Source organism: Blautia sp. HA9023 (assembly GCF_056504095.1).
The window spans coordinates 17,075-34,435 of the sequence record NZ_JBWLUR010000010.1; the positions used below are offsets into that span (position 1 = coordinate 17,075).

General features: G+C 43.3%; 21 protein-coding genes and 1 pseudogene. 2 read left to right on the top strand and 20 right to left on the bottom strand.

The features are described 5' to 3' along the window. Positions 1-14 precede the first annotated feature (14 nt). The 15 genes from AC04Q6_RS15645 to AC04Q6_RS15715 form a co-directional block, all read right to left on the bottom strand. Positions 15-788, bottom strand: a complete 774-nt coding sequence (locus tag AC04Q6_RS15645) for an SseB family protein (RefSeq protein WP_021977594.1) — start codon at positions 786-788, stop codon at positions 15-17. A 187-nt stretch (positions 789-975) separates the two neighbouring features. Beyond that, on the bottom strand, positions 976-2,250 hold the full coding sequence (gene purD, locus AC04Q6_RS15650) for a phosphoribosylamine--glycine ligase (RefSeq protein ID WP_118170526.1): 1,275 nt from the start codon (positions 2,248-2,250) through the stop codon (positions 976-978). A 32-nt stretch (positions 2,251-2,282) separates the two neighbouring features. Further along, on the bottom strand, positions 2,283-2,906 hold the full coding sequence (gene purN, locus AC04Q6_RS15655; protein ID WP_021977592.1) for a phosphoribosylglycinamide formyltransferase: 624 nt from the start codon (positions 2,904-2,906) through the stop codon (positions 2,283-2,285). Next, positions 2,900-3,925, bottom strand: a complete 1,026-nt coding sequence (gene purM / locus AC04Q6_RS15660) for a phosphoribosylformylglycinamidine cyclo-ligase (protein WP_021977591.1) — start codon at positions 3,923-3,925, stop codon at positions 2,900-2,902. Before purM ends, purN begins: the two co-directional genes overlap by 7 nt. A 47-nt stretch (positions 3,926-3,972) precedes the next feature. Continuing rightward, the gene (gene purE, locus AC04Q6_RS15665) at positions 3,973-4,473 is read right to left on the bottom strand and encodes a 5-(carboxyamino)imidazole ribonucleotide mutase (RefSeq protein ID WP_015525905.1); all 501 of its coding nucleotides are present in this window, start codon (positions 4,471-4,473) and stop codon (positions 3,973-3,975) included. A gap of 124 nt (positions 4,474-4,597) precedes the next feature. Continuing rightward, positions 4,598-6,679, bottom strand: a complete 2,082-nt coding sequence (locus tag AC04Q6_RS15670; protein ID WP_442857988.1) for an aminopeptidase — start codon at positions 6,677-6,679, stop codon at positions 4,598-4,600. After that, positions 6,660-7,271 carry an HD domain-containing protein gene (locus AC04Q6_RS15675; RefSeq protein WP_021977589.1) on the bottom strand — a complete coding sequence of 204 codons (612 nt, stop codon included), beginning with the start codon at positions 7,269-7,271 and terminating at the stop codon, positions 6,660-6,662. The genes AC04Q6_RS15670 and AC04Q6_RS15675 overlap by 20 nt, the downstream gene beginning before the upstream one ends. Positions 7,272-7,274: 3 nt before the next feature. Then, positions 7,275-7,589: a hypothetical protein gene (locus AC04Q6_RS15680; RefSeq protein ID WP_021977588.1), complete on the bottom strand. Its 315-nt coding sequence runs from the start codon at positions 7,587-7,589 to the stop codon at positions 7,275-7,277. After that, complete coding sequence (locus AC04Q6_RS15685; RefSeq protein WP_330636843.1) at positions 7,589-8,080, bottom strand: VanZ family protein; 492 nt, start codon at positions 8,078-8,080, stop codon at positions 7,589-7,591. Before AC04Q6_RS15685 ends, AC04Q6_RS15680 begins: the two co-directional genes overlap by 1 nt. A gap of 44 nt (positions 8,081-8,124) precedes the next feature. Beyond that, positions 8,125-8,277 (bottom strand): hypothetical protein, encoded by a 153-nt coding sequence (locus AC04Q6_RS15690; RefSeq protein WP_173762129.1) that lies wholly within the window; start codon positions 8,275-8,277, stop codon positions 8,125-8,127. Positions 8,278-8,350: 73 nt separating this feature from the next. Continuing rightward, positions 8,351-9,025 (bottom strand): orotate phosphoribosyltransferase, encoded by a 675-nt coding sequence (pyrE, locus tag AC04Q6_RS15695; RefSeq protein WP_148447734.1) that lies wholly within the window; start codon positions 9,023-9,025, stop codon positions 8,351-8,353. Between the two features lie 145 nt (positions 9,026-9,170). Continuing rightward, positions 9,171-10,076 (bottom strand): dihydroorotate dehydrogenase, encoded by a 906-nt coding sequence (locus AC04Q6_RS15700; RefSeq protein ID WP_021977584.1) that lies wholly within the window; start codon positions 10,074-10,076, stop codon positions 9,171-9,173. Next, on the bottom strand, positions 10,073-10,867 hold the full coding sequence (locus AC04Q6_RS15705) for a dihydroorotate dehydrogenase electron transfer subunit (RefSeq protein WP_021977583.1): 795 nt from the start codon (positions 10,865-10,867) through the stop codon (positions 10,073-10,075). Before AC04Q6_RS15705 ends, AC04Q6_RS15700 begins: the two co-directional genes overlap by 4 nt. Positions 10,868-10,882: 15 nt before the next feature. Then, entirely contained in the window at positions 10,883-11,809 is a 927-nt protein-coding gene (gene pyrF, locus AC04Q6_RS15710; RefSeq protein WP_021977582.1) for an orotidine-5'-phosphate decarboxylase, read from the bottom strand. A 2-nt stretch (positions 11,810-11,811) separates the two neighbouring features. Continuing rightward, positions 11,812-13,104, bottom strand: a complete 1,293-nt coding sequence (locus AC04Q6_RS15715) for a dihydroorotase (protein WP_021977581.1) — start codon at positions 13,102-13,104, stop codon at positions 11,812-11,814. Between the two features lie 325 nt (positions 13,105-13,429). Here AC04Q6_RS15715 and AC04Q6_RS15720 point away from each other — a divergent pair, with 325 nt between their 5' ends. Beyond that, on the top strand, positions 13,430-13,630 hold the full coding sequence (locus AC04Q6_RS15720) for a cold-shock protein (protein ID WP_015525894.1): 201 nt from the start codon (positions 13,430-13,432) through the stop codon (positions 13,628-13,630). A 217-nt stretch (positions 13,631-13,847) separates the two neighbouring features. On the opposite strand, the gene AC04Q6_RS15725 is transcribed toward AC04Q6_RS15720, so the two are convergent. After that, on the bottom strand, positions 13,848-14,102 hold the full coding sequence (locus AC04Q6_RS15725; RefSeq protein WP_021977580.1) for a hypothetical protein: 255 nt from the start codon (positions 14,100-14,102) through the stop codon (positions 13,848-13,850). Positions 14,103-14,234: 132 nt separating this feature from the next. Further along, on the bottom strand, positions 14,235-15,074 hold the full coding sequence (locus AC04Q6_RS15730; RefSeq protein ID WP_021977579.1) for a DegV family protein: 840 nt from the start codon (positions 15,072-15,074) through the stop codon (positions 14,235-14,237). A gap of 157 nt (positions 15,075-15,231) precedes the next feature. Between AC04Q6_RS15730 and AC04Q6_RS15735 the strand changes: the two genes are divergently transcribed. Further along, complete coding sequence (locus AC04Q6_RS15735; protein WP_021977578.1) at positions 15,232-15,735, top strand: DUF5721 family protein; 504 nt, start codon at positions 15,232-15,234, stop codon at positions 15,733-15,735. On the opposite strand, the gene AC04Q6_RS15740 is transcribed toward AC04Q6_RS15735, so the two are convergent. From AC04Q6_RS15740 to AC04Q6_RS15750, 3 genes and pseudogenes are all read right to left on the bottom strand, one after another. Continuing rightward, entirely contained in the window at positions 15,736-16,068 is a 333-nt protein-coding gene (locus AC04Q6_RS15740) for a sporulation initiation factor Spo0A C-terminal domain-containing protein (RefSeq protein WP_021977577.1), read from the bottom strand. It lies immediately after the preceding gene. Between the two features lie 294 nt (positions 16,069-16,362). Then, a complete protein-coding gene (locus AC04Q6_RS15745) occupies positions 16,363-17,178 on the bottom strand; it encodes a capsular biosynthesis protein (protein WP_476389766.1) in 816 nt (271 codons plus the stop codon). Between the two features lie 110 nt (positions 17,179-17,288). Further along, positions 17,289-17,360, bottom strand: a pseudogene (locus AC04Q6_RS15750) (Stealth CR1 domain-containing protein); the annotation flags it as partial. Position 17,361 lies beyond the last annotated feature (1 nt).

Genomic DNA, 17,361 nt, shown 5'->3' on the forward strand with positions numbered 1-17,361 from the left:
TGTAATTTTTGTTTTTATTTACTGATTCCTGCAATTTTCTCAATCTGCTCTTTATTCAGGACCAGATTGATGCCCAGCGGATTTATTACATATGCATTTGCCTGTGGAATCATCAGGCTCGGAAGTTTGTCTATAGTCACTTTTGCAACTCGGAGATTCTTCCCTCTTCCAAATTTCTCAAATTCCATAACGTCTGTAAACACAGGCTGCATGATCTTGTCCTCTTTGTTTTTCAGATATGGAATATGAAGCTTTCCGTCTTCTTCCTGCTCTGCATTGATCGCGATCAGGAATTCTGCTTTCCGCAGATTAGCAATAAGTTCTTCCTCAAGCTCACGGATATTCTTATGCTCTTCTGCTTTCACCGGGCGACGAAGCTCCTGCATAAAATAGATGCCTGAAAGTTCCAGAGAAGGATTCAGAAGCGGTCTTCTGGAAGGATCGATCTGGCTCATATCTCTCTGAGTCGCAATCCTCTCAAGTTCAACTTCGGTCTGATTCTCTCCGTCGATCCAGAGTACACTATTTACTCCGATCGCATACAGCGTACCATACAGTCTCGGATAATCTTTTTTTTCATATTTCATACCCATAAGAAGGATCTTATCCTCCAGGAGCTGTTTTCCATATTCTTTGATTTCTTCTTCGGTAGCAAAAATCCTTGCCTGGTCATTAAATGTTTCCTCATCGCAGGTCACATACGGAAGTTTGGTTGCCTGTGAATACGCAACAAATACTTCCTCCCTGTTTCTGAGTTCATGAATTGCTTCTTCTACACTGATTCCCATTTTTCTGTCCTCTCTGCCTCATCACTTGGATGCGACACCTCATCAAAGAAAATGGTTACTTCCTGTTGTGTCCTGTCAGCATCCAGCTTTATTATTATGTGTAACTACTCACTGTGTTTCATAGTTGTTACTATTGTACAATGAAACCCCTGTTTTCGTCAAGCTGTGCCTGTGAAAATTGACGAACTTACGCCTCGTCGATCGCTTTTCCGATATCGTGGCGCATATACTTGTTTGAAAAACTGATCCATTCAGTGGCAGCGTATGCATTCTTTCTTGCTTCTTTCAGTGTTTTTCCTTTGGCAGTGATGCCAAGGACACGGCCACCGTTTGTGACAATCTGGCCATCTTTAAATTTGGTTCCGGCATGGAAACAGTAGTATCCGTCTTTATCCTTGAAGTTTTCAAAGCCCTGGATCGGAATTCCCTTTTCATATTTTACCGGATATCCATCGCTTGCAAGAACGACGCATACTGCTGCGTTATCCTCGAATTTCAGATCAATCTGATCCAGTTTTCCGTCTACGCAGGCTTCCATCACCTCAATGATATCATTCTCCATACGTGGAAGAACAACCTGTGCTTCCGGATCACCAAATCTTGCATTATATTCCAGTACCTTCGGGCCATCTGCGGTAAGCATCAGTCCGAAGAAGATAATTCCCTTAAACGGACGTCCCTCGGACGCCATAGCATCTACAGTCTTCTGATAAATATATTTCTTACAGAATTCATCTACTTCCGGAGTATAGAACGGACTTGGAGAAAATGTTCCCATTCCGCCTGTATTCAGTCCCTGATCCCCATCCTTCGCACGCTTGTGATCCTGCGCGGATGTCATGGTACGGATCGTCTTTCCATCTACAAAAGAAAGTACGGAAACCTCACGGCCTGTCATGAATTCCTCAATTACCATGGTATTTCCGGCATTTCCAAATTTTTTATCTTCCATGATCTCTTTTACGCCGGCTTCTGCTTCTGAAAGATCCTGGCAGATCAGAACACCTTTTCCAAGTGCAAGGCCATCTGCTTTCAGAACGATCGGGAATTTTGCTTCCGTTCTTAAATATTCCAGAGCTTTTTCCGGATCATCAAAATTCTCATAAGCTGCAGTAGGAATATCGTATTTCTTCATAAGATCCTTGGAAAAAGCCTTGGAACCTTCCAGAATAGCAGCGTTTTTGCGCGGTCCGAATACGCGCAGCCCTTCTGCTTCAAATACGTCTACAATTCCGCCAACAAGAGGATCATCCATTCCCACGATGGTAAGATCGATCTCTTTTTCTCTGGCAAAAGCTGCCAGTTTCTCGAATTCCATTGCTCCGATATCTACACATTCCGCATACTCTGCAATTCCCGCATTTCCCGGTGCACAGTAAATCTTGTCAACTTTCGGGCTTTTTGCAACACTCCATGCAATTGCATGTTCTCTTCCGCCGCTTCCTACGATCAATACTTTCATCTGTCTACTCCTTTGTTTCATCTGTTTTGTGATTACTTTAAAGAAACAATTCCATCTGTTACTGTAATCTTGTCATTGGCGATAAGATTGATGGCCTCCGGAAGGATCTTCCATTCTGCTTTTTCCATTACACGTCTCTGAAGCTCCTTGGATGTGTCTCCGTCTTTTACCTTCACTGCTTTCTGAAGAATGATCGGGCCTGTATCTGTACCCGCATCTACGAAATGAACGGTAGCACCCGTCACTTTTACTCCTCTTGCAAGAACTGCGTCATGAACTTTCAGTCCATAAAAACTTTTTCCACAGAAAGACGGGATCAGGGATGGATGGATATTGATGATCTTGTTCGGATATGCTTCCACCATCATCGGCGGGATCGCAACCAGATAACCTGCAAGAACGATCAGGTCTACTCCCCTCTCCTGAAGTTTGGAAAGCAGTGCTTTATGAAAAGCCTCCCGGTCCGGATAGTCTTTCGGTGCAATGCACATCGCTTCTACATCATGTTTTCTGGCTCTTTCCAGCGCATAAGCGGAAGCATTGTTGCTGATCACAATATCCACTTTTGCATTTGTGATCTCTCCCGCATCAATGGCATCCATGATCGCCTGAAGATTCGTTCCTCCGCCGGAAACAAGAACACCGATCTTTAACATAAGGTCACTCCCTTTTCTCCTGCTTCGATGCTTCCAACCACATATGGTTTGTCACCGGTCTTGCGGATAGCTTCCATTGTTTTGTCAACATCTGCCGGATCTACTGCCAGGATCATTCCAAGGCCCATATTATATGTATTGTACATCATATGCTCATCAATATTTCCTTTTTCTGCAAGGAGCTTAAAGATCGGAAGTACCGGATAGCTGTCTTTCTTGACAACAGCTCTGGTTCCCTCTTTCAGCATACGCGGAATATTCTCATAAAATCCACCGCCTGTGATATGGCTGCATGCATGGATCTTCACTCCGGCCTCACGGATGCTCTTCAGTGCTTTTACATAGATTCTGGTCGGTGCGATCAGTGCCTCTCCCAGAGTTGTTCCAAGTTCATCATAATAAGTATCCAGGGATTCTTTTGTCATGTCGAATACTTTACGTACAAGAGAAAATCCGTTGCTGTGAACACCTGTTGAAGCCATGCCGATCAGAACATCGCCAGGTTTCAGAGCTTCGCCGGTAAGAAGGTCCTTTTTGTCAACAATTCCTACGGCAAATCCGGCAAGGTCATACTCATCTTCAGGCATGAGCCCTGGATGTTCTGCTGTCTCACCACCGATCAGCGCTGCCTCGGACTGTACACAGCCTTCTGCAACACCTTTTACGATCTCAGCGATCTTCTCCGGATAGTTTTTACCGCAGGCAATGTAGTCCAGGAAAAACAGCGGTTCGCCGCCTGCACATGCAATATCATTCACGCACATGGCCACGGCATCAATTCCGATGGTATCATGCTTGTCCATAACCATGGCTACCTTAACCTTGGTTCCGCATCCATCTGTTCCGGAAACCAGAGTAGGCTCTTCCATATCTTTGAATTTCTCCATGGAAAATGCACCTGAGAATCCACCGATTCCTCCAAGTACCTCCGGTCTCATTGTCTTGGCAATGTGTTTTTTCATCAGCTCTACTGATTTGTATCCTGCCTCAATATCTACGCCTGAAGTCTTGTAATCCATAATGTCCTCCTTATGACAACACTCTTTTATTTTTATGGTAAAAAATTTTAGTAGTTCTTGTATCCAACTTCCTGGAGTCTTGCATCTTTCTTTTCAACCTGTTCTTTCAGATCCTGGCTATACGCTTTCAGTCTGGAAAGAAGCTCTGCGTCAGAAGTTGCAAGGATCTTGGCTGCAAGAAGCCCCGCATTGGCACCGCCGTTGATCGCTACTGTGGCAACCGGGATGCCGCTTGGCATCTGTACGATAGAGTAAAGGGAATCTCTTCCTCCCAGAGATGTTGTATGCATCGGGATACCGATCACCGGCATTGGAAAGATCGCCGCGCACATTCCCGGAAGATGAGCTGCCATTCCTGCGCCTGCGATGATTACTTTGAAGCCTTTTTCTTCTGCTGTCTTTGCATACTCGAAAAATACATCCGGTTCTCTGTGTGCGGAAATGATCTTCATTTCATAATCAATCCCCAGTTTCTCCAGGATATCTGCTGCTTTGCTCATAACCGGCATATCTGAATCACTACCCATTACAATTCCTACTTTTGCCATTGTGTTCTCCTTTCGTGGTACACCAACTGAATGTTTACCTGTAGTTGTTTGACTATTGTTATGGTTATTCTACGTATATTCTCACTTTCTGTCAATACGATCGGAAAAACTGTAAATTTACTAATTAACTTATATTAATATTTAATGGAAGATTCTCAAAAGGACGGTTTAATTCCTCGGTTCCAGGAAGAACAAACCTTCCATTTTCGATAATGGAGATCATTTCTCCCTCATCATCGATCACCCGGATACTTCCAAGCTCATCATAAGGAATGGTGATATCCGTGTGGCATCCATAATAAGCAAGGCTTACATCATCTTTACGCATCTCGGAAATCTCATTATCCCTGGCAATGATCTCCTTTCCGTCCGGATTGTATACCGGTGTATCTTCTGCCCAGCTGTAGCAGGTATCACCTACTGCGAAATGCGGTCCCATTTTCTCTGCGATCAGGATCGGAAGCTTATCCGCAATTCCGTATTTCAATGCAGCCACATAAGCTGTGGTGTTTGTACCGATGGCAAATTCGCCCATCGGGATCTTTGGATGATGATGGAGGATGTTATCCTCGATATATTTCCGGTTTTCTTCTTCTGTTTTAAAATTGGAGCAGGTATAATCGATCACCTGACCACAGTCAAATACCAGTTTCAGATCACGGAACTGCAACCCGTTCAGATAAACTTTTTTCACATGAAGGATCCCACCGGTTCCTGCAAGCTGCGGGGAGGTAAAAACTTCTCCTACCGGAATGTTCACATCTGCCACACAGTTCTCAAAATTCGTCTGTTTCTTCGGATCTGTCAGCTCATGAAGATGGATCAGAAGATCCGTCTCATTATCTCCACGGCCTTTGACCTCCACCCACTCACAGGTGTCCAGAGTATTGATGATCGTCTGCTGGATCTCCTGATAAAGATGATAATCCAGAGTATTGATCTTTACGATCTCACGGAAAATTTCCTCATAATTTCCACCGATCTCAGGAACCGGATAGGCAATAATGGTAAAACTTCTCTCATCACCTTTAATGTAACGGTTTACGATCTGTCCGGATTCATTGTCAAGCTCTGTTTGCAGTTTCTGCTGTGCCTCACTTAATGCGTAAGCTTCCGGTTTGCTTACCGGAGAGAACGGATTTTCTCCAAACGTGTCAATGCAGGCCGGGCCTCCATGTACCTCTGCCAGTTCTCTGTACTTCTCATAAGAAGTCTGCATGGCACGAAGTTTTCGCTGCACAAAATCTCCGTCCAGGAACAGTGCACTGTCCTGACGATGATCGTAATCGTACTGCGGATTGGCAACGCCGCCGGTATAGCCCACACGTACTGTGCCTCTTTTATTTACTGCATGAGTTGCATGACGATATATCACCGGTTTCAGTCCCATTTTTTCAAACTGAAGGATCGCTGCCTTTACCATACGCTCAAATCCAAGGCTGTAACGGATATTTACAGTTTTCTTCTTTGTGATATCTTTTCGTCCGGTGATAAATCCGATCCGATAGCCTTCTGTATAAGTGGAAGCCATCTTATCGATCTCTTCCTGGGAAAGAGAATTCAGAAACTCTGCCACTCCTGTCTCATTCTCAGAAACAAACTCACCATAGCGATACAGATATCTCAGATCAGAAAGATCAGAATTCAGGATGATATCTGTTGCAAAGTCAAGTTCCGGATCTACCCCTTCCCGAATTCTCTGTTCCATCATATCCTGGCAGTAATCATTCACATAGGAACGAAGGATTCCCTCTACGGTTGCAGCCTCCGGAAGCTCTTCCTCACAAAATGCAGAATATACTTCCAGAAACAGTTCCATGGATACGGTCATATCCCACAGCCTTTTCTCATGTGCATAAGCCACTGTCCCGGCAAGTTCTGCATACAGAAAACTGAAAGCTTTTCCATAATCTCCCAGCTTATTTACTGCATAAGCCGGATTTCCATAACTGCTTTCATAGTTTTCCGGGAGGATATCCTGATAAAAGTGATGATTTCGCTCCTTCAGTTCCTCCAGGGTAAGTTCCACAGACTCCTCATCCATCACATCTGCTGTCATGGAAAGAAACTGTGCCATCTTTCTGAAAAAATCTCCAAACGGTTCTTTCACCGTTTCTTCCGTTCTGATCTCACGGATCCGCTCTTTTGCAAGTCCGTAACGTTCTCTCATGCATTCGTCCAAAACTTCATCTCCCATCTTTTTCATCATCGATCACATGCCCCATGGCAATATGTTTGTCGATCAGTTCTTTCATATATTCCCAGATCACTTCAGATCCTTCTCCTGTTTTCCGGTTTCTCTTATAGATCTGACTTTTCTTTACCTGATGTTCTTCCCAGCTTCTTCCGTTGGAAGCATCATTCAGAAAAAGAGGCTGGCAGTTATCCAGTACATGGGCAAATTTTGCTTCCGGAGTCTCATAAGCCTCAAATTCTTCCCAAAGCGCTTTCAGCCACTGTCCCTGATCTTCCGGCAGCAGTCCGTAAATCCGATCCGCTGCTTTTCGCTCTCTGGCGTCCTTGGTAGCTGCGCCTTTCTCATCATATGCATAGGTATCTCCCGCATCGATCTCCACAAGATCATGTGCCAGTACCATGGGAATCACCTTTGACAGATCCACTTCTTCATTGGAATACTCCTTCAGAAGCACTGCCATTAATGCCAGGTGCCAGGAATGTTCCGCATCATTTTCTTTCCTGTTTCCGTCTGCAAGATATGTCTGACGGAAAATATTTTTGACTTTATCCACTTCCAGGATAAAATCAAGCTGTTTTTTTAATCGTTCTTTTTCTTCCATTCTTTATACTCCTGATAAAAAAAGTCCCAGCCAGATTACCAGAATCACACCGTTTAAGATCGATCCGATCATACTTGTCCGGTGTTTCCGGTTTTCCTCTGAAAAGCTGGAAAGGCCCAGTGCAAAGCCGTATGCTGACAGCAGCATCGCAAAAAGCCCGGTTCCGCCAATCAGGCCCCCGAGCTTTCCGTCAAGAAAAAGTGCAAGCACAACTGCCACAATAAACAGCACGAGGGAAGCTGCTGCCAGTCCTACGGACCACTTTCCTTTCGCAGCTTCTCTTTTTTTTGCAAATGCATATCGATATCTTCTTGCCATTAATGTTTTCTCCTAATTTTGTCGCAGACTGCGTAAATTCCATATCCCAGTGCCGCGCCCAGAGTATTCAGTATCATATCATCCACATCAAAACATCCGGCCCTGGTGATCAGCTGGATCACCTCCACCGTCAGACTGATGGAAAAACCGGATAATATAATAAAAAAGCCATTTCGCATTCTTCGGTTTATCACCGGAAGAACAAACCCATATGGCATAAATCCCAGCACATTTCCGAAAATATTTGTAAAAAGTGCAAACATCCCTAATTGTTTCCTGTAGACCCAAAAACGCCTGATTTCAACAAACGGAACAAAATTATATCGAAATTCTCTTTCTGCGTCTGCTACCCGGCCATAACCTTCTGAAAAGAAAAGAAGGTATACAAGTATCAGGACATACAGCACAAAAAAAGCTGTCCCGAGTTTTTTTACTCTGTGTTTTGTCCCCTTTTTCAATATTCTCCCCTGCTTAAATGCCCGAAAAGCCACACGAAACAGAGTGCGGCTTTCCGGAATTTTTGTTTATATTTTTCCTAGATCAAAATCTCTGATTTTCTTTTGAGCAGTCTCGCACCGTTCACGATCATCAGAATCCCTGTGACAAGTCCCGTCACCAGAACGACAATACCGAGTGCAAGACTTCCCGCCCCGCTGCTCGCCATGGTTTTATAAATTTTTTCATTCATAAGTCTGTGTCCTCCCAGTAAAAGCGGACATTCGGAATCCGCTGCTCTTTTATTATGATATTCTGTACCAGTATTATTCTGCACCGTACTGCTCATAATATGCATCGATGGCTGCTTTCAGCTTATCATCGATCACAACACGGCCTTTGTATTCTTTATTGTAGAGGTGCTCAACCACCTCCGCCATGGTTACAATTGCTGTAGTCTGAAGACCATAATTCTCTTCAATCTCTTTCAGAGCACTCTTGGTTCCCTGACCACGTTCCATACGGTCAACAGAAACCACAAGACCGATCGGATTTACATCTCCCTGTGCCTTAATAATCGGAAGTGTTTCCTTAATGGATGTTCCGGCAGTCGTAACGTCCTCAATGATCACTACTTTATCCCCATCCTGGATCGGGCTGCCAAGAAGGATTCCCTTATCTCCGTGGTCTTTTACTTCCTTACGGTTGGAACAGTAACGGATATCCTTTCCGTACATTTCACTGATTTCCATGGTTGCTGCCACAGAAAGAGGAATTCCTTTATATGCCGGTCCAAACAGCACATCAAAATCCAGTCCGAATTTGCTCTCGATCGCTTTTGCGTAATACTGGCCCAGCTTACGAAGCTGTGCACCGGTGCGGTAAAATCCTGTATTTACAAAAAATGGTGTTTTTCTTCCCGATTTCGTAGTAAAATCTCCAAATTTCAGGACATTACAGTCGATCATAAACTCAATAAATTCCTGCTTATACTGTTCCATTTATTTAATCCTCCATATTTTTCATGTACACAGCAAAACGGATATTCATTCTTTGTTCTGCTGTGATTCGTGTGTGCAATCACTTTGCTTATCCGCGTTCATTCTAACATATGTATAACAGAATTGCAAATTATGGAAATTCCCGTTATTTCACCACACCGATCAGTTCATTGATATCTTCAACCTTCTCTTTTTCAAGAAATGCCTGGATTCCCTCCGCAATTTCTTCTGTTGCATAAGGATTGAAAAAGTTTGCGGTTCCCACAGATACGGCAGTAGCGCCTGCCATGATAAACTCCAGTGCATCCTCACAGGTTGCGATACCACCCATCCCGATGATCGGAAGGGATACCGCATTTGCCACCTGATATACCATGCGGACAGCGACCGGTTTTACTGCAGGGCCGGACATTCCGCCTGTTTTATTTGCCAGCGCAAATGTACGACGGTTGATATCGATCTTCATTCCTGTCAGAGTATTGATCAGGGAAAGCACATCTGCACCACCGGCTTCTGCTGCTTTCGCCATCTCGGTAATATCGGTAACATTGGGGCTCAGCTTCATGATCACCGGCTGTTTTGCATATTTCTTAACTTCTTTCGTAATGTCTTCAAGAGCTTTCGGATTCTGGCCAAAGGCAATCCCGCCTTCCTTGACATTCGGACAGGAAACATTGATCTCCAGCATGTCCACAGGCTCATTTCCAAGGCGTTCCACAACCTCACAGTAATCCTTCGTGGATTTTCCGCAGACATTGACAATGATCTTTGTGTCATATTTCTTAAGGAACGGAATATCTCTCTCACAGAATACATCGATTCCCGGATTCTGAAGGCCGATGGCATTGAGCATTCCGGACGCTGTTTCAGTCACCCTTGGTGTAGGATTTCCCGGCCACGGTACATTGGCCACACCTTTTGTCACAACCGCGCCAAGTTTATTCAGGTCCACAAATTCACTGTATTCCGCTCCGGAACCAAATGTTCCGGACGCTGTCATTACCGGATTCTTAAGCTCTACGCCGGCAAGATTTACCTTCATTCTGCTCATAACTCTACCTCCGTACTTAAGAACACCGGTCCATCTTTACATACTCTCTTGTTATGCACATGGGAATGGGCATCCACATCTTTGGATTTGCATACACAGGCAAGGCACGCCCCTACACCACAGGCCATGCGCTCTTCCATGGAAATCCAGCAGGGAATACCCTTTTCAAGCGCATATGCCTTGATGGCACGGAGCATCGGTGCCGGTCCGCAGGCAAAGATCGCATCTGCTTCAAGGCCATTCTCACGGATGGCATCCATGACATTTCCCTTTGTTCCGGCAGAGCCATCTTCTGTTGCAATATAGACATCTCCGTAAGCCTCAAATTCCTTATTTAAAAACAGCTCATCCCTGTATCCGAGAACCATGATCTTCTCTGCATCCAGCTGTTTTGCAGTTTCCAGCATCGGCGGGATTCCGATTCCACCACCCATGAGAAATACTTTTTTGCCTTTCACCGCATCCAGCGGAAAACCATTTCCAAGAGGTCCCAATGTCTCAACAGGTACTCCTGCATGAAGTCTGGAAAATTCCTCCGTACCAGTTCCTTTTCCGGTAACACGATATACCAGTCTCAGTTTTCCCTCTTCCTTATCGATCTCACAGAGACTGATGGGTCTTGGAAGAAGTTTGCTGCCGTTACGGCTGTAAAGAGATACAAACTGTCCCGGCACTGCATTTTTCCCAATTTCCCCTGCATCCAGCCACATGCTGTAGATATCTGTACCTATACATTCCTGGCTTAGAATCTTACAGGACTTTTTTGTTTTCTTATTTTCTGATGTGCTCATAAAATGCCTCCTGTATTATCTGTTCTCCAGTGCGCCGCTGATGTCCGCGATCATATCTTTTACAGCCGCTCTGGAGGCATCTGCGTAATTTTCAGCACCAAACTCTTTATATTTTTCCTGCTTGTATGCAGCAATGATTCCTCTGGAAGAGTTTACAATAGCACCCAGTCCGTCTTCATTAAAGAAGTGAACAAGATCTGCTCCTTTTCCGCCCTGTGCACCATATCCCGGAACAAGGATAAATGTCTTCGGCATGATTTTTCTTAATACTTTTCCCATTTCCGGATAAGTTGCACCTACAACAGCGCCTACATAACTGTATTCGTCGCCCATAAGCTCATCGCCCCACTGTGCAACTTTCTCGCCTACCAGCTCATAGAGCGGACGGCCATCAATAACACGATCCTGGAACTCACCGCTTGACGGGTTGGAAGTTTTTACCAGAACAAAAATACCTTTTTTCTCCTCTTTGCAGATATCCATGAACGGTTTCACACCATCAGAACCAAGGTATGGATTTACTGTAGCAAAGTCCTCGTCAAAGCCTGCATATTTCCTGGAACCTACCTGAACCTGTCCCAGATGTCCAACTGCATAGGCTGCAGATGTAGATCCGATGTCACCTCTCTTGATATCACCGATCACAACCAGATCTTTGGATTTACAGTAATCAACGGTCTTCTTGTATGCGATCAGCCCCGGGATACCAAACTGCTCATACATGGCAATCTGTGGTTTTACTGCTGGAATCAGATCATAGGTGGCATCCACAATTCCTTTGTTATACTGCCAGATTGCTTCTGCAGCACCTTCCAAGGTTTCCCCGAACTCTGCAAAAGCCTTCTTCTGGATATGTTCCGGAATATAATTCAGCATAGGGTCCAGTCCTACAACGATTGGTGCATTTGTTTTGCGAATGTTGCTGATCAGTTTGTTAATCATGATTATTTCTCCTCCTGATTTTCAAATATAATTTTTCCGTCACAGATGGTATAAAGAACTTTTCCCTTTACTTTCCATCCGTCAAATGGCGTATTGTGACCTTTGGAAACAAATTTATTTTTATCGATAGTATACTCCTGCTCCGTATCTACAATAATCACATCTGCCGGGTGGCCTTCCTGCAGCGTTCCGCTTTCGAGTCCCAGAATCTTTGCAGGGTTCAGGCACATCTTCTCCACCATCTGTTTTAATGTAATCACACCTTTTTCTACCAGCTCTGTGTAGGTAAGCGGAAGGCTTGTCTCAAGTCCTACGATTCCAAATGGCGTATTCTTCATGGAACCTGTTTTTTCCTCTGCACTGTGTGGTGCGTGATCTGTACTGATTACCTCAATGGTACCATCTTTCAACCCCTGTTTCAGCGCTTCCACATCCTTCGGTGTACGAAGAGGCGGATTCATCTTGTAATTCGGATCATCGGTTTTTATATCATCAGATGAAAGGATAAAATGGTGAGGGCACACTTCTGCCGTGATATTATCATATCCTTTTTCTTTTACGAACTTCATCATCTCGGCATCACCATAAGTGGAACAATGGCAGAGGTGAAGATGCACACCTGTTTCCAGCGCCAGAATGATATCTCTGGCCGTAATGGTATCCTCCACCGCATTGCAGATTCCCGGAAGCCCCAGTCTTCTGGCATTTTCGTCATCGTTCATACAGCCGTCCCCACGCAGATCAATATCTTCGCAGTGATCAAAGAACGGAACTCCGCATTCTGCTGCAATTTTCATTGCTTCTTTACAGAGTGCTGTATTCATCACTGATTTACCATCTTCGGAAACTGCCGGGATACCGGCCTTTACCATTCCTGCGATATCCGAAAGCTCCGTTCCCTTCTCACCCTTCGTGGCAGCACCTGCCTGAAGCACATGAATGCCGGAAACCTGGGCCGCTTTATTATGTACATAATTTACTCTGTCCGGATTATCAATGGTAGGAGTTGTATTTGGCATGGCAACTACTGTTGTCACACCTCCATGGGCAGCTGCCGCCGCACCGCTCATAATGTCTTCCTTATGTGTCTGTCCCGGATCACGAAAATGGACATGAAGGTCGATGATTCCCGGCATGACCAGCTTTCCTTTTGCATCAATCACACGGTCTCCATCTTTCTTTTTCAGCTTCTGCCCTATTTCCGTGATGATCCCGTCTTCCAGATAAATGTCGCCTGTTTTATCCGTATCTGTGGCCGCATCCACGATCCGGCCTCCTCGAATCAGAATCCCCATTTATGTTCTCCTCTCATCCTGGTTTTTATCAAGTGGATATTTCAATCCGCTTACATTCTATTATATCATACACGAAAATTCTCTTTTTATAAAGAATTTTTTTACAAAGCCATTCAGTCCTGTTTTATGTACTGAAATTGCCGGAATTTTCTCCTTGACATTTCAAAACACGGGTTATATAATCAGAACATGGCAAGATATTTAATGTAAAATCACTAGTTTTTAGAGATTATATTTACATGAATATAGTCTGTAAAATCTGGTGATTTTTTATTATCATCAGAAGGCTATTTTAACTTTTTTATTTCTATGGAGGTAACACAAAATGAACAAGGGAACTGTAAAGTGGTTCAACGCAGAAAAAGGTTATGGTTTTATCACAGGTGAGGACGGACAGGATGTATTCGTACATTTCTCCGCAATCAACGGTGAAGGCTTCAAATCTCTTGAAGAGGGACAGGCTGTATCCTACGACTTAACAGAAGGCGCTCGCGGAATGCAGGCTGCTAACGTTACAAAGTTATAATTTACCAGATAAATCTATAACCATAAGAAACGTATAAGTCAAAACAGGTTTGCTCCAGAGCAGACCTGTTTTTTTATTATATTATTCTATACAAAAAAATCTCCGGGATGCTCATTTATACATCCTGGAGATCTCTTCATTTTTAGCTATTTCTGTCACTGTCGTCAAACAAATATCTGTAATCTGCCTTCGCTGCCTGATCCGGTCAAATAATCCCTTACTCGGCGCTGTCTGATGATAATCCTGAAATATAATCTGTCAGTGCTGATGTATCCATTACTGTATCTACTTTCACACTGGCCTCTTTCGCCTGGATCTTCGCGTAAGCGGAATAGCCGATCCAGCCTACAAACAGTGCTGCGATCAGAATCCACGCCGCCATCTCAAGAACAAATTCCACCCGTTCTTTCTTCTGAGCACTGCTTCGTCCAAATTTGTTGTTTTTATATTTGTCAACTTTCTTCTGGCTCATTGTTGTTCTCCTTTGCCGATTCAAATACTTCGTTTATTATAGCACATCTGTTTTCAAAAGGAAAGCAGCAACTCCAGAAAGAAATGTGATAATTTTCTGAACTGCAGACCAAAAGCTTCTGCTGTCATAAGATCAGACAGCCACAATAACGCCTCCATCGTTTGCATACATGCTGCTGACCCCTGCAGTATCCATAACAACGATCTTCGCAGGATTCAGTCTCTCCCGGATAGCTTCTTCCAGCATCTTCGCTCTTTCCGGACAGTTACAGTGTGTGATGGCAACCGTCTTTTCATGGATATTGATTCCTTTTTCTCCAACATGTTCCACCATCTTCACAATTGCCTTGTTCATTCCTCTGGCCTGATCAAGCTGACAGATACTTCCCTCCGGAGTAGATCCCATAACCGGTTTGATCTTCAGTGCACTGGCCACCAGAGCCTTTACTCTGCTCAGACGTCCATTCTTACGCAGAGTTTCCAGATTCTCCAGTACGAAAAATGTACTCATTTCTTCAATATACTTATCTACAGTCTCTATAATTTTCTCAAAAGAAAGTCCCTTTTCTTCGCATTCCACGATCTTCATGGCAATCAGGCTTTCTCCACCGGATGCAGACCTGGAATTAAATACATGGATTTTTTTCCCGGGGTTATCCTCCAGAAACAGACTCTTTCCAAGAACCGCACTGTTGTAGGAGCCACTCAGTTCAGAAGAAAGTGTAACTGCATAAATATGGTCTGCTTCACATTCGTAAGCTTTCATGTAGCGTTCCGGAGACGGGCATGCAGATTTCGGGCATTCCGGGCATGCAGCAACCTTTTTCAGAAAATCTTTCTGATCAAAAGTTTCATCATCTATAATGCTCTCGCCACCAACCATCAGTGTTAACGGAACAGCTTCAATTCTCTCATCATCTTTCCATTCATTCAGCAGTTCTCCGCAGCTATCTATCGCAATCTTATAACTCAATTATATCGTCCTCTTTTCCATTATATGTAGTATTCAATACCACATCTATGGTATCACATAAACACGTATTTGAAAAGAGTTTTTTAAAAAGTCTGTCCTTTTTTCGTTATCTGCGCTATAATGTCTACACATAATCAAGCAAGAAAGGAAGTGTAACATGCTGGCATTAAAAATCACAGATATCCGGGATTTTACAAACAAGCTTTTTATAGGAGAAGTATTTGATAAATTCTGCCTGTCTGAAGCATCGATAACAACCTTCAACACATTTACGATCGACGGCAGACTTCAAAGAGACTTTTTTGACACAGACAGCCTGAATAAACTTACGGAACATGGACGGACCCATTCTCTGTGGAAAGAAATCAGACCTTTCTGCTGGTCCGTAATACGTGGAAAACGCACTCCCTTAAGCTTTAAGATTGTGTTGCACTTAAGCCGTAATGGAATTGAGGCTGCTATGAGAAATACAGATTTGGGAATTTCTTCCGAGCAGATTGACGGATTCTACTTAAATCTCCAATTTAAAAATAACGCGCTTCTTTGTACTACCGGAACCTCTCTCAAAACATTTTTAATGACCAAACAGCCGGAACAGTTCTGGGATGATATGATTCTCCATTTTCTGAACCAGAATCAGATACTTTTTGAAAAACTGTAATCAGTTCTCTTCTTCCATTTCTCTCAAATAATATGCAAGCATATCAATAAACTGACTATTGGTAGGCTTGTATTCCAGAGGATATCCCGCGATCTCATCCAGAAAACTTTTATTTCCTTCCCAGCAGACATTGATCAATGTTCGGATATCGTGTTCTATATTCGTAGGAGTCGATTTATATTTTGTTGCCAGACATGGATAAATATCTTTTGTGATATGCATAGGTTTATACTGATGCCGCATGGAAATCTTTACAGCTTCTGCTACAAAGAAATACCCCTTATATTTTGAAGTCGCTCCAAGTTTTCTGATCAGTCCATATATTCTTTTCATACATCTTCCCTCCGTTTTGCACATTTTCTTTTTTAGGAAAATATCCTCATATATAATACGACACTTATTTGATTTTTTCGCTTTCTTCTGAAAATTTATTTTTTACATATTAGATACGGATTTGAATTATCTTCTATATTATTTCTATAATTCAAGTGCAATATCCATTATCTTATATAAAACAGATATAATTGTGTTAAAGATGCACGCATTGTCATTAAAATAACAATATGTGCATATAAAAAAGATGATACCAGATAAATTTCCTGATACCATCTTCAAGCATGAAAATACTTATTTTTGTTCAAAGGACGATCTCTCCGGAAGGATTTTCTGAAAGGCTTCTATTACAGCCTCCCTCATTTTCAAAAACTCTTCCTGGCTGCCTCCTTCATCATTGATGCACAGCATAGCCGCCTTTTGCCCCGCGATCGTTTCCAGGATCTTCTGGTCTTCCAGTCCTGTCTTATAAAAACGGCCAATTTTCGGAGACTGCGGTTCATAAGTTCCTTCCATATACTGCCAGTACTTCATCAGATACTGATTAACGTCAAATACACTGCGAAAACGGTTCCTGCATACCTCATCCAGTACTTCCCCCTCCCGCTTCCAGACCTCTTCAAATGTAGATTTTAAAAACGCACTTGGAACATGGGTATACTTAAACCCGGAAAACTCCTGATAAGGAATCATAAGAATGTTTCTCAACAGCATGTTTCCATAAGAAGGATGAAACCACTTTCTGAAATTTTTTTTGATAACTTTTCGTTTCTTATAGTGCATGTTTACAAGTGCCATATCATTAAGAAGAATATGCGCAAAAGGATTTCGGATATCATCCTGTGCAATTGCGGTTTCAATACAGCAATCTCTTGGGAGACCATTTTTAAAAAAGATCTCAGGCTCTACAGGCCTCAGGAGAAACATATCATCATTGAAATACACAAATTTCTCTGCCAGACCGGGAATCCTGTGAAAATTCAATTCAATCGGATTGCAGTTAAAAGTCGGCAGATATTTTGACGGAATATAATCTTCATGGCGAACGATCCGAAGCTTCGGCGCATTTCTGTCAAGCCATTGCGGAACATGTCCCAGGTAACAAACCATACTGTATTTACCCAGGGCGCAAACTTTTCTACTCCGCGGAACCAGTACCTCAGATTATTCCAGTCCCGATATCTGTTCTCTCCTGCATCCGTCCCCTTTGTCGGACTGTAACGCTGAAATTCTTCTCTCCAGGCCGGATCTGATCCATCTACCCAGGGAATGACAAAATCAATTTTTTCCATT

Bases quoted from the DNA above. Each gene is read 5' to 3' on its own strand.
- AC04Q6_RS15740 (WP_021977577.1), bottom strand. From the start codon at position 16,068: ATGAAAAGAATATATGGACTGATCAGAAAACTTGGAGCGACTTCAAAA.
- AC04Q6_RS15715 (WP_021977581.1), bottom strand. From the start codon at position 13,104: ATGGGGATTCTGATTCGAGGAGGCCGGATCGTGGATGCGGCCACAGAT.
- purM (WP_021977591.1), bottom strand. From the start codon at position 3,925: ATGGATTACAAGACTTCAGGCGTAGATATTGAGGCAGGATACAAATCA.
- AC04Q6_RS15720 (WP_015525894.1), top strand. From the start codon at position 13,430: ATGAACAAGGGAACTGTAAAGTGGTTCAACGCAGAAAAAGGTTATGGT.
- pyrF (WP_021977582.1), bottom strand. From the start codon at position 11,809: ATGATTAACAAACTGATCAGCAACATTCGCAAAACAAATGCACCAATC.
- AC04Q6_RS15735 (WP_021977578.1), top strand. From the start codon at position 15,232: ATGCTGGCATTAAAAATCACAGATATCCGGGATTTTACAAACAAGCTT.
- AC04Q6_RS15700 (WP_021977584.1), bottom strand. From the start codon at position 10,076: ATGAGCAGAATGAAGGTAAATCTTGCCGGCGTAGAGCTTAAGAATCCG.
- AC04Q6_RS15680 (WP_021977588.1), bottom strand. From the start codon at position 7,589: ATGGCAAGAAGATATCGATATGCATTTGCAAAAAAAAGAGAAGCTGCG.
- AC04Q6_RS15675 (WP_021977589.1), bottom strand. From the start codon at position 7,271: ATGGAAGAAAAAGAACGATTAAAAAAACAGCTTGATTTTATCCTGGAA.
- AC04Q6_RS15670 (WP_442857988.1), bottom strand. From the start codon at position 6,679: ATGAAAAAGATGGGAGATGAAGTTTTGGACGAATGCATGAGAGAACGT.
- purN (WP_021977592.1), bottom strand. From the start codon at position 2,906: ATGTTAAAGATCGGTGTTCTTGTTTCCGGCGGAGGAACGAATCTTCAG.
- AC04Q6_RS15745 (WP_476389766.1), bottom strand. From the start codon at position 17,178: ATGGTTTGTTACCTGGGACATGTTCCGCAATGGCTTGACAGAAATGCG.
- pyrE (WP_148447734.1), bottom strand. From the start codon at position 9,025: ATGGAACAGTATAAGCAGGAATTTATTGAGTTTATGATCGACTGTAAT.
- purE (WP_015525905.1), bottom strand. From the start codon at position 4,473: ATGGCAAAAGTAGGAATTGTAATGGGTAGTGATTCAGATATGCCGGTT.
- AC04Q6_RS15690 (WP_173762129.1), bottom strand. From the start codon at position 8,277: ATGAATGAAAAAATTTATAAAACCATGGCGAGCAGCGGGGCGGGAAGT.
- AC04Q6_RS15645 (WP_021977594.1), bottom strand. From the start codon at position 788: ATGGGAATCAGTGTAGAAGAAGCAATTCATGAACTCAGAAACAGGGAG.
- purD (WP_118170526.1), bottom strand. From the start codon at position 2,250: ATGAAAGTATTGATCGTAGGAAGCGGCGGAAGAGAACATGCAATTGCA.
- AC04Q6_RS15725 (WP_021977580.1), bottom strand. From the start codon at position 14,102: ATGAGCCAGAAGAAAGTTGACAAATATAAAAACAACAAATTTGGACGA.
- AC04Q6_RS15705 (WP_021977583.1), bottom strand. From the start codon at position 10,867: ATGAGCACATCAGAAAATAAGAAAACAAAAAAGTCCTGTAAGATTCTA.